The organism is Flexilinea flocculi, from assembly GCF_001192795.1.
GTDB classification, from domain to species: domain Bacteria; phylum Chloroflexota; class Anaerolineae; order Anaerolineales; family Anaerolineaceae; genus Flexilinea; species Flexilinea flocculi.
In genome coordinates, this window is record NZ_DF968181.1 from 141,649 (window position 1) to 153,764 (window position 12,116).

At 44.6% G+C, this 12,116-nt stretch carries 10 protein-coding genes and 1 other annotated feature; of the genes, 8 read left to right on the forward strand and 2 right to left on the reverse strand.

The window, feature by feature from the left end:
• Positions 1-3: 3 nt before the first annotated feature.
• From ATC1_RS05575 to ileS, 7 genes are all read left to right on the forward strand, one after another.
• Positions 4-897, forward strand: coding sequence for an ABC transporter permease (locus ATC1_RS05575; RefSeq protein WP_062279175.1), 894 nt, complete (start codon positions 4-6; stop codon positions 895-897).
• A 9-nt stretch (positions 898-906) separates the two neighbouring features.
• Entirely contained in the window at positions 907-1,926 is a 1,020-nt protein-coding gene (locus tag ATC1_RS05580) for an ABC transporter ATP-binding protein (RefSeq protein WP_062279177.1), read from the forward strand.
• On the forward strand, positions 1,923-2,900 hold the full coding sequence (locus ATC1_RS05585; RefSeq protein ID WP_062279179.1) for an ABC transporter ATP-binding protein: 978 nt from the start codon (positions 1,923-1,925) through the stop codon (positions 2,898-2,900). Before ATC1_RS05580 ends, ATC1_RS05585 begins: the two co-directional genes overlap by 4 nt.
• Positions 2,901-2,962: 62 nt before the next feature.
• Positions 2,963-4,009 carry a M29 family metallopeptidase gene (locus ATC1_RS05590; RefSeq protein ID WP_062279181.1) on the forward strand — a complete coding sequence of 349 codons (1,047 nt, stop codon included), beginning with the start codon at positions 2,963-2,965 and terminating at the stop codon, positions 4,007-4,009.
• A 113-nt stretch (positions 4,010-4,122) separates the two neighbouring features.
• On the forward strand, positions 4,123-5,238 hold the full coding sequence (locus ATC1_RS05595; RefSeq protein WP_062279183.1) for a DUF917 domain-containing protein: 1,116 nt from the start codon (positions 4,123-4,125) through the stop codon (positions 5,236-5,238).
• A 123-nt stretch (positions 5,239-5,361) separates the two neighbouring features.
• Positions 5,362-5,817 (forward strand): hypothetical protein, encoded by a 456-nt coding sequence (locus ATC1_RS05600; RefSeq protein WP_062279185.1) that lies wholly within the window; start codon positions 5,362-5,364, stop codon positions 5,815-5,817.
• Between the two features lie 215 nt (positions 5,818-6,032).
• Positions 6,033-6,271: a binding site (T-box leader), on the forward strand.
• 55 nt (positions 6,272-6,326) lie between these two features.
• Positions 6,327-9,476 (forward strand): isoleucine--tRNA ligase, encoded by a 3,150-nt coding sequence (gene ileS, locus ATC1_RS05610; protein ID WP_062279188.1) that lies wholly within the window; start codon positions 6,327-6,329, stop codon positions 9,474-9,476.
• 87 nt (positions 9,477-9,563) lie between these two features.
• Here ileS and ATC1_RS05615 read toward each other — a convergent pair whose 3' ends face one another.
• A complete protein-coding gene (locus ATC1_RS05615) occupies positions 9,564-10,055 on the reverse strand; it encodes an aminoacyl-tRNA deacylase (protein ID WP_062279190.1) in 492 nt (163 codons plus the stop codon).
• A gap of 15 nt (positions 10,056-10,070) precedes the next feature.
• Entirely contained in the window at positions 10,071-10,604 is a 534-nt protein-coding gene (locus ATC1_RS05620) for a GNAT family N-acetyltransferase (protein ID WP_062279191.1), read from the reverse strand.
• A gap of 375 nt (positions 10,605-10,979) precedes the next feature.
• On the opposite strand from ATC1_RS05620, the gene ATC1_RS05625 reads away from it, so the two are divergent.
• Entirely contained in the window at positions 10,980-11,921 is a 942-nt protein-coding gene (locus ATC1_RS05625) for an aldose epimerase family protein (RefSeq protein WP_062279193.1), read from the forward strand.
• Positions 11,922-12,116 lie beyond the last annotated feature (195 nt).

Below are 12,116 nucleotides of genomic sequence, written 5' to 3' on the forward strand. Positions count from 1 at the left end.
CAAATGACACAAAATTCGAATCTATTACGTGCTATCCAGCCTGCTGTTCGGGAATTGAAAGTTACTTTTTACCTTTTAAATCGAAATTTATTGCAGCGCATTTCGATGGTGATTATTCTGCTATTAATCCTGATCGCCATATTCGCTCCGGTCATCGCCCCTTATCCAGGGCATGCGATCAGTGACACAAATCCGAAAGATAAACTTCTTCCCCCTTCCAGACAATATTTGTTTGGAACGGATGAATTAGGACGTGATCTGTTCTCCAGAATTCTTTATGGAACGCGTATATCGTTGCGTACTGCTCTGCTGGCAGTAGGTCTGGCATTATTAATCGGGGCTCCTCTTGGCGCCATCGCTGGAGGTCTGGGCGGAATTGCGGATGAGATCATCATGCGTTTAACCGATATCTTTCTGTCTTTCCCGCCTTTATTATTGGCTATTGCCATTTCTTCATTCTTAGGTCCAAGTCTCGAAAATGCCATCCTGGCAATCGCAATTTCGTGGTGGCCCTGGTATACACGAATTATCCGCGGACAGGCGGTTTCCATTCGCGAACGCCAATTTGTTCGCGCTGCACGTGCTATCGGAACGCCACTTCCAAAAATCATCTTTTCGCATATTCTCCCCAATACGTTGGCTCCGGTCATCGTACAGGCTTCCATGGACATCGGCGGCGTAATTTTGACAATTGCATCGTTAAGTTTTCTGGGCTTGGGTGCACAGCCTCCGATTCCTGAGTGGGGATTGTTGATTTCATCCAGCCGTACCTATTTCTTGAATGCATGGTGGTACAGTACATTCCCGGGAATTGCAATCTTCATAACGGTGATGGTTTTTAACCTGATCGGTGACGGCATTCGTGAAGTTTTAGATCCGCGTACCAGAAAGTTTTAGGAGAGAGCCATGACAGATCAAAAAACACAGTTCTATTTTGAAATCAAAGACCTTTCTGTCGGTTTCCGGACATTTGAAGGAATAAAACCTGTTCTTAATATTGAAGGACTAGGAATTAACCGCGGTGAAACGTATGGGCTGGTGGGTGAAAGCGGTGCCGGTAAAACGGTTTTAGCACTAACCATTCTTGGCTTGCTGCCCAAACCAGCGGGGATGATCCTGAACGGAAGCATTCTGTTCGATGGGGTTGATCTTCTGAAGCAAAGTGAAAAACAGATGGCAGAAATCTATCGCGGGAAACGATTGGCTATGATTTTTCAGGATCCGATGTCGACACTAAATCCGGTTTTCACTGTCTGGCAGCAAATTGAACGTGTCATCACACGGCAGGAGGGGCTGAAGGGTAAAGCTTGTCTGAAGCGGTCTCTCGAATTATTGGATATGGTCAAATTGCCTGACACGATGAACCTGATCGATAAATATCCACATGAATTGAGCGGCGGGCAGCGTCAACGAATTATTATTGCTATAGCTTTATCCTGCGGTGCAGAATTTTTGATTGCTGATGAACCAACGCGAAACTTGGATGTTACGATTCAAGCCGGTATATTAAAATTAATTGACGAATTACAGCGTGACTTTAAAATGAGTGTCCTGTTTATCGGGAATAATGTCAGTCTGGTGAATATTTTCTGCAGAAATGCGGGGATTTTGTATCGGGGTAAATTAGTGGAAGAAGGATTAAGCAATTGTGTTGTTCAAAATCCGCTGCATCCCTATACACAGACATTAATTTCTGCGATTCCGCGCAGCAAATCAGAAAAATTGAAATTTTCGAAAACAATAATCAAACCGGAAGCAGAAAATGGCTGTCCCTATTTTTCCCGATGCACAATCGGTAAAGAAAATTGTTCCACGCATGTCCCCATGTTAAGAGAATTTCGAACGGAATCGTCAGCAGAATCGTTAAACGATATACAGAATCCTGTTCAAAAAGCAGCTTGTTTTTATGCAGGAGGGACTATATGAATCAGCCGCTGATAAAAGTCGAAGCTTTGAAAAAGTATTTTCCAGTTCGATCTAACCACCTTTTTAAAACACAGAAACAGTGGGTCAAGGCAGTGGATGGCATCGATCTGGAGATTCAATCTGGTGAAACAATTGGTCTGGTCGGAGAGTCTGGATGCGGTAAGACAACGCTTGTGAATGTCCTGCTGCGGCTTGAAGACTCAACGGAAGGATCCATCATCTTTGACGGGTTGGATATTACCCGTGTATCACAAAAAATGATGCGAGATAAAGTGCGAAAAAATATTCAGATTGTTTTTCAGGATCCTTTCTGGTCTTTAAACCCCCGAATGCTGGTAAGAAATGTCATTGGTGAGCCGCTAAGTGTTCACCAGAAATTATCTGGTCTTGCATTATCTGAAAAAGTCGAATCTTTATTGGATATGGTAGGTCTGCCCAAAGATAGCCTGTATAAATATCCGCATGAGTTTTCCGGCGGGCAGCGGCAGCGGATTGCGATTGCTCGAGCGCTGGCGCTGGAACCAAAACTCGTCGTTTTGGATGAACCGACTTCTTCTATCGATATTTTATCTCAGGCTCAAATTCTGGATCTCTTGCAGCAATTGAAAGAGAAACTGGGTTTAACATATATATTGATTTCTCATGACCTGAGTGTTGTGCATTATTTATCAGACCGTATTATTGTCATGTATTTAGGCAAGATCGTAGAGCAGGGACCTTCCGAAGTAATTTTTAATCAACCTGTCCATCCATATACGCAGGCATTGTTCAATGCCATACCATCATTATCCATGCAGAACCTTTCTGAATTGCAGACTATTGAAGGGAATGTTCCCAGCGCGATTAATCCACCAACTGGATGCCGGTTTCATACGCGCTGTCCCAGGGTAATGCCAATTTGTTCCGAAATCGAGCCAAAGGCAATCTATGTTGACAAAGATCATCAGGCTGCCTGTCATCTACTTAAATCCTGAGATTTTACGGCCATTGACAAAGAAAGAACCGAAATCAACTCAAATTGTAACCAGGAGAGATTATGACTGAATATTTTGAATATGAATTGACAAAAGCAGCTTCCATCCTGATCAATGATATGTTTCGACTGAAAAAAGGGGAGACGCTTGTTATCACGGCGGATACGCAGACGGACATGCGGGTGGTGAATGCAGTTGCAGCTGCAGCACACACTGCCGGTGCGAAGCCAATGACCATTGTGCTTGCTTCACCGCTTGGTGTCGGAAAAGCTGCGGACAATATGCTTCCTGTGGATTCATTGACCGGTGCATTGCTGTATGCAGACGCTTGGGTCGAATTTAACCAGCAATGGCTGTTGTATTCCACCCCGTTTGAGAGGGCAATGAAAGAGAATAAAAAGCTGCGGTATAGCTGTTTGGTGGGGATGACCGTTGATATGATGGTTCGGCTGATCGGCAGAATCGATGCCGCGCTCTTGTCCGATTTTCTGCATCAGGTGACTGAAATGACACAAAAAGCCGGCCGAATGCGGATTACGACTCCTGCCGGAAATGATCTTTCTTTCCGGCTGGTTAAAGAAAGGATCGTTGGATGTGATGACGGGATGGCAGATACTCCGGGAGCTCATTTTCTCAGCGGACAAATCAGCTTTTTCCCTGAGTTTGATTCCATTCAGGGTAAACTGGTTTTTGACGGGACAATTTCTCCGCCCTGCGGTTTTCTTAAAGAACCTGTATTTCTGGATATTGAAAATGGTGTTATACAAAAGATTTATGGTGGAAATCAGGCTGATGAATTGCGTCGCTGGCTGGAAAGCTTTGATGATCCTAATATGTTCCGTCTGGCTCATGGATGTTATGGTTTTAATCCAGGGGCACGCATGTGCGGCAATGTGCTGGAGGATGAGCGTGTGTGGGGATGTACGGAATGGGGAATGGGCTATCTCAGCCCAGTCGATGCTCCGCCGGATGGAATCCAGGCGAAATCACATTGCGATGGGTTGTGTCTGAACTCTTCCGTTTGGCTGGATGATGAATTGTTTATGGAGAATGGCGTAGTTGTTCATCCGGATGTATCGGAAAAAGCGAAAAGGTTGATCGGCGGATAATTTTTTTATTTGATTTCGTGAAAATTTGTTAATAAAAATCCGGTTATAGCATTTTTACAGGTTTGTTGTTGGATGCTTCATTAAATAAAATATTTGAGAAGGAATTCGTTCAAATGATTGAATTATCAATGCAGGACATTAAAGAAATACTGTACGGTTGTACCATTTTAGGAACCGGCGGCGGGGGATCACCGGAAAAGGGAATCCGATTAATTGAGGAGGCTTTTAAATTAGGGAAACGGTTCCGAATGGTTGATTTTTCCGAGGTTCCGGATGATGCCTGGATCGCAACCCCCTATGTATGCGGCAGCATCTCTCCGACAACACCGGAACTTGAAGCACGTTATGCAGGTTTGCCGGAATTGAACGATCCGTTGGCTTTTCTGGCGTACAAGGCGATGGAAGCCTACATTGGTGAGTCATTTTACGGTGTAATATCCACGGAATTAGGCGGCGGAAATACTGCAGAAGCGTTTTATACTGCAGCGCTGATGGATCGGTTCATTATGGATGCAGATCCTGCCGGACGTTCAGTCCCGGAATTGATTCACTCCACGTACAATATTTTCGATCTGCCGATTTATCCGATTTCATGCGCCAATCAATTTGGTGATGTGGCAGTTTTTCCGCAAGTAGTTGATGATACACGTGCAGAAGCCCTGGTTCGAGCTTTGGCAGTCGCCAGCAAGAACAGCATCGGTGTGACCGATCATCCGGCTCGGGCTGGAGTATTAAAAAATGCTGTTATCCGTGGAGCTATCTCCTATGCATGGAAAATCGGGAAAATCTTTACTGCAGCTTTACAAGAGGGAAAACCGACTGGTATGGCTGTCGCAACAGGAATGAACGGTTATGTGTTATTCCGCGGAAAATTATCGAAACACACCTATGATACAGTGGAAGGCTTCACAGTAGGTGATGCGTATATCCAAGGAGAGGGCGAATTCAGCGGCAGCGAATACCATGTCTGGTATAAGAATGAACATATTGCATCCTGGAAAGATGGCAAAGTGGATGTGATGGCGCCAGATTTGATTTGCATATTTAATGATGACACCAATATGCCGAATATCAATCCTCATTTTTCGGAGGGTATGAATGTCACGGTGATTGGATTGCCTGCTCCGGAGCAATGGCGTACACAAAAAGGACTTGATATTTTTGGGCCACGACATTTTGGCTTCGATTTTGACTACGAGCCCATCGAAAAGAAACATCGGAGCCTCTGAGTTTCAACAAAAAGGAAAAAATTGTTATTCGGTTGTTGCTGCACGTTACAAAACAACCGAAAAACAATAAATCCGCTCCTTATTATTCAATGCGGATCAGGAAATGTCAGGAGAAGAAACGATATGGTGCATGTGGTTTATTGTGACGACAAAGAAAAAGAACTCGAAAAGATCCTTGCAGGAGAGAAAACGATGATCATTCGTGGCGCTGCCGGAAGAAAAATTCCGCATTCGAGAGTTTTTACGGGTGAACCCCTGTTTTTTATGAAAAAGGGAACCGGGTTGATTTCTGCAAAAGCAATTGTGGCTGATGTGGAAAATTTTGTGAAACTTTCTGATGAGGAAGCCGAAAAAATTATTCGAGACAGACAAAATAAACTGAATCTTTCCGAAAAGCAGATACTTCGCTGGACGAAAAAATGCCTGTGTCTTGTAGAATTTAAAGAGGTTCAGGAAATTGATCCGCTGCAATTTGACCATCAAGGCAATATGGACGACTGGTTGATCGTTAAAAAAATTGAGGATGTTGTTGCCGGTACCAGCATCCCCTATAACTACGATAACAGCAGATTCGCTTAAAAAGACGTTAATTGAATCGGGAGAATGGTGGCAGGTACATTCGTCGTGCCCCTTTCTGCGAAAAAACGGCAAAAAGTTAAATAAAATTGTTATTCAACTGTTATGTACGGAGCGTAAAGATGATTTAATAACAATGAATTCCGTTCATGTTTCGAATTGCTATGCTCATGCACCTGATTTGACCAAATGTTAAAAATATGGTTAAATATCTCATAAATCAGGCGTTGATGAAAACGAGTATCTTTGAGGTTTCGTTTACAGCGAATCCGGAATGGTGAGAGCCGGGCAGCGATGTGCAGAGAGAAAATCCTTTCGGAGCTTTGATCTGAACGTATGAGCCAGCTTCATACAAGTAAGTGAGACGGAATAATTCCACCGTTATCTGGATGAAAGCGTTCATCATTCCATTATGATGAAAACAAGGGTGGTACCGCGGAATCTGTCCGTCCCTTATAGGGACGGTTATTTTTTTAAACATACACGAAATTCGTTTTTTTCGGAGGAACAACATGTTCAAGCCAGTGTCGGCAAAACTCAATGTGAATGAAATGGAAGAAGGTATCCTCAAATATTGGAAAGAGAAGGATATTTTTCAAAAATCAACAGACAATCGGGCGGGAAAGAAGGAATTTATCTTTTTCGAAGGACCTCCGACAGCTAACGGAAAACCGGGTGTCCATCATGTCCTTTCCCGTTCTTTCAAAGATGTGGTCCTCCGGTATCGCACGATGCAGGGCTGTCATATCAGCCGGCGCGGCGGGTGGGATACACACGGTCTGCCAGTGGAAATCGAAGTCGAAAAGAAACTGGGATTTACCAATAAACAGCAGATTGAAGATTTCGGGATTGATAAATTTAACAAACTCTGTAAAGAATCCGCTTTTACAAATATACAGGAATGGGAAAGAATGACGGAGCGGGTTGCCTATTGGGTAGACCTGAGTACGGCTTATGTGACCTATAAAGACGAGTATATCGAATCGGAATGGAGCATCCTCAAGAACTTTTTTGACCGCAATTTGTTATACCAGGGATTTAAAGTGGTACCATATTGTCCGCGCTGCGGGACGCCGCTTGCCGATCATGAGGTCGCTCAAGGTTATCAGGAAGCTGAGGATCCATCGATTTATTTCCGTCTGCAGTTGATCGATCAACCGGATACGAACCTTCTGGTGTGGACGACGACACCGTGGACACTTCCGGCAAATGTCGGTGTCGCTGCGCATCCGGATGTCACCTATGTCAAAATTGAACGTACCAAAGAAGATGGTGCCACTGAAAAACTGATCATGGCGGAAACGCTCGTTCCGGTTGTTCTGCCAGGCGAAGAAGTAAAAATTCTTGAGACTTATAAAGGCAGTGATTTGAAAGGATGGCGTTACGAACCGTTGTATCGTTTCCTGCCGCTTGAAAAACCGGCACATCGCATTGTCCTGGCGGATTATGTGACGACTGAAGACGGTACCGGTCTGGTTCATATTGCTCCATCGTTCGGCGCAGAAGACAACGAAGTCGGAAAACGGGAAGATTTCCCGTTGTTGATGACAGTGGACGGCGCAGGCAAATTTATTCCGGAAGTCACACCGTGGGCTGGCCTTTTTGTCAAGGATGCGGATCCATTGATCATCAAAGAACTGGTTTCTCGCGGCCGCATGCTGAAGCATGGCAAGATCAAACACACCTATCCTTTCTGCTGGCGCTGCGGTACACCACTGTTGTATGTGGCGCGTCCCACCTGGTATATCCGTACCAGTCAATTTAAGGACAGGCTGGTGGAGCTGAATGAGCGCATCAACTGGTATCCCGGCCATATTAAACACGGCCGCTTTGGTAATTGGCTCGAAAACAATATCGACTGGGCGTTGGGCCGCAACCGCTATTGGGGAACGCCGCTGCCGATTTGGATTTGCGATGACTGCGGTCATCAGGAATGTATCGGCAGCCGGGCAGAACTGTCACAAAAGACTGGTAAAGATTATTCGAATTTGGAATTGCATCGGCCATATGTGGATGAAGTTACCTGGCACTGTAAGCAATGCGGCGGAACGATGCGCCGGGTTCCGGAATTAATCGATGTATGGTTCGATTCGGGAGCCATGCCTTACGCTCAATGGGGATACCCGATAAAGAATGAGAAAGAATTTAAAGAACAATATCCCGCGGATTATATCTGTGAAGCGATTGATCAGACGCGTGGCTGGTTTTATTCACTGCACGCAGTCAGCACACTTCTAATGAATCAGGAATGCTTTAAAAACGTGATTTGTCTTGGATTGGTTCTGGATGAAAAAGGGCACAAGATGTCCAAACACATTGGTAATGTGGTTTCTCCATGGGATGTGATCAAGGACAATGGTGCTGATGCGATGCGCTGGTATCTGTTTACTTCCAGCCCGGCCGGTCAGGAACGCCGATTCTCATCCAATCTGGTCAATGAAGTGCTGCGCAGTTTTACGCTGCAGCTTTGGAACACCTATTCATTTTTTGTAATGTATGCCAATCTGGACGGCTGGACTCCCAATAAAGAGCAGAAGATCGAGTATAGTGATCTGGACCGCTGGCTTTTATCCGCATTGAATGCGCTGGTCAGAAACATCACCAAGGCGTATGAGGAATACGACGTTAATGCCGCAACCCGTCCGATTCAGGCTTTTGTGGATCAGTTATCGAACTGGTATTTACGCCGCTCCCGCAGACGTTTCTGGAAGAGTGAAGGCGATGGCGATAAAAATGCAGCCTATCAGGTTCTTTATACAGCCCTGGTGACTGTCGCAAAACTGATTGCCCCGGCTATGCCTTTCCTGGCAGATGAGCTGTACCAGAATCTGGTCTGTTCCGTCGATCCCGATGCTGTGGAATCAGTGCATATGGCGGACTGGCCGGTCTATGATGAATCGCTGATTGACGAACAACTGAATCATGAGATGAATCTGGTTGTCGACCTGGCTTCCCTGGGACACGCCGCACGGAATAAGGAAAACCTGAAAGTTCGCCAGCCGCTGGCGGAATGTGCGTTTTCTGTGGGTCTGGCTGAAGATCGGCCGATTATCGAAAAGTATGCTGACATTTTGGAAGAAGAATTGAATGTCAAAAAAGTACGGCTGCTGGATGCAGCTTCCGAGGCGATGGACTTCACCTTGAATCCGCAGCCGAAGCAACTGGGTCAAAAATATGGAAAATTATTCCCGGTTTTGCGCAAGGCGATCCTCGCCCTGGAACCGATGGAAGCTGGTAAAGCGTTATTGGAAGGAAAATCGGTTACTGTAACTGTAGATGGTGAAAATTATGAAATTCTTCCGGAAGAGGTGGAAGTCCGTGCCAATGCGCATACCGGTTTTGTCGTGGCAACCAGCGGATCCAGCATTGCCGCGCTGGAGACGACACTGACGCCGGAGCTGGTCAAAGAAGGTCTGGCTCGAGAATTTGTGCGCCGCATCCAGGATTTGCGCAAGACAGCCGGACTGGAAATTTCCGATCGCATTGCTGTCATCTATGAAGCAAGTCCGCTGCTGGCGGAAGCGATCCATGACAATGCAGAATACATCCAGGCGGAAACGCTGGCAGTATCCTTGCAGGCCGGCAATGTTCCTGCAGAGTGGGATTGCGTGGAAGACCAGTTTGATCAGCAAACCGTCAAAGCGGGATTGCAGAAACATTGATACATTATAAAAACTGCTTGAAAAAGCAGTCTTTTTATTACTTTCTGTGAAGATATAGAGGGCTCCTGTCAGCCCTCTATTTTTTGGTTATTCTTTTGGTTCAGTAAAGTCAAAAACGAAAGCCTGGGTCAGACGGATGAGATCCATCGGGTTGATCTGCAGTGTATGTTCGGGTATGCCGCAGCCGCCAAAGATGGTCTCTTTTTCGATAATCCGTGTATCAACGATTGTGGACAATTCGCGATTGATTAAGGAGACGTATCCGATTTCAGCGCCCGTGATTTGTTTTACTTCATCCGGAGAAGCCAGACACAGATTCTTCAAGCCGAGCGCCCGTTTGATCTTTTTGTAGGATATGCGCGTATCTCCGCAGATGATGGCAGCTAAAAAACCGTTTTCAGTGTGCAGGATGAATGTCGGAGCCATATTAGCAAGCGCTCCAATGCCCTGAGCGGCACCTTCCGCAGCAGAGTGAATTGTCCGATTGTGACTTAAAATCGTATACGGAACTTGTGCTTTCTTCAGCACCACTTCAAGTTTGCGTAAACGATCCGTTTCCGGTGAGCGTGTGGTCTGCATGGTGGATTTCCTGTGTCAGGAATGGATTTGAATCCAATAGATTTGTAAGGTTTTCCCGTCCGGCTCCTGTATTTCTTTTTCCAGAAGACCACCGCATTTTTCAATCGTTCTCCTTGAAGCGGCATTTTCCTGATAACAGGAAAGCATCACTTTTTTTAATCCGATTTGTTTGGCTTTCTCCAAGATTAGATTCAGCATCTGGACCGCATACCCTTTTTTTCTTTCAGATGGGCAAACGCTGTATCCGATATTTCCGCCAAAGTTTCGCAGATATTCATTGAATTGATGACGAAAATCAATCATACCAATCAATTTGCCATCCGTTTTCCGAAACGCAAAATAGGTACTGGATGGAACCCAACTACTGCGAACAGTTTTTTCATCCGAATTATCACGGATCATCTTCAACCATTCTTCGTACGAATCCATTTTATCCAGTAGCGTGCTTCCATGGATGGAGTATTCCCCATGGTCAAAGTGTTCTTGTTTATAAGCCAATGCAGCCGATTTATGCCGCATTTCCGGAAAAATGAGTTCAATTTCTTCCATGTTCCGCCCGTCCATTATGGAATGTGAGTAATAAAAGAATTTGTCAACGATAACTGTCACTTGCAAAATGAATATTTCTTCAGGTGACGATGCTGTGATTTATCTTGCAAATGATTATAACAAACACTTGATAAAATGGATTTACACGATTTCGCAATTCGAAATTTAAATTTACTTTTGGAGTCAATCAAGAAAATTTGTTATTCTTATGGTTTTACACGAAGTGCAAAACCGTACGAACAGCTATGAATTCTTTTCCTATTTTGAATAACTGATTCAAAATATGGGGAGATATAATTCTCTCTTGATTCGTATGGCTGATAAAAAATTTTATTTACCCGAATGAATCTGTTCGATTTAAGGGAGGAAATAATTATGATAACCAAAACGAACTGGAAGGGTGAACAAGCGGTTCTGTTGTCGACAGATACTGCCTCTGCTGTGATTCTTCCGAAACGAGGCGGAAAAATCGCTTCCTTTTATAACAAAAAGGAGAATTTTGAGTTCCTGTTTCAAAATCCGAAATTCGGTTATTCGGATGCTTCGATCGGGGATTCGTTTGAAGATTTTGAAGCGTGTGGTTTTGATGATGCATTTCCGACCCTTATCGCTGAGACCGTGATGATCGATGGCAATCCGGTGCATTATCCTGATCATGGGGAAATATGGTCGGCTCCCTTTGATCTTACTATGCATGAGGAGGAAGCTGTACTGAATTATCAGAGCAATCTGCTGGGATATACTTATCAGAAACAATTTCAGCTTTCTGATCAAACTCTTCATGGATCCTGGCGGATTGAGAATCAAAGCGATATTGCTTTCCCGTATCTCTGGGCTTTTCATTGTCTTTCAGTCTACCGCAAGAATATGCAGATTCTTTTTCCTAAGGGAACTGAAAAAATCATGAACGGACTGCTCTCAAAACGTCTCGGCTATCCTGGAGCGATCTATGATTTCCCGGAGGATACACCGCTTGGGATAGGCTATGATTTCACAAGGGTTCCGCAGCCTGAAAGCGAATCTTATGAAAAATATTTTGTTTGGGGCAAAGTTCGTGAAGGCCGCATTGGCTACCGATTTCCTAATGAACAGACCGCAATTCAAATTCAATATGATCCGCAAATTTTCCCGTATTTGGGATTCTGGGTGACAGCCGGCGGGTTTCGCGGAGACTATAATTGCGCGCTGGAACCGATGACCAGTTTTTATGACAGTGTTGCGAATGCCGAAAAGAGCGCCACCCTCCGGTTCTTAAATCCGGGTGAATCGATTCATTTTGATATCGATATAACATTTCTCGATACAGAAAACGATTAAGCGAATTTTCAACAGCCGTTCGAGGCATGGACCAACTATCGAATCAAAGTCATTTTTCTTATTGCTGCATCTTCGAGTATTTCCTTAATAGAAATTTTTCCACCTGTTTTTCTCAAATTAGTGTCCTGGAATCTCCAAATTTGAGCGTAAAAAGGGACGATTTTTCAAAAAGCGAGAAACTCAGCTACCCTCCTC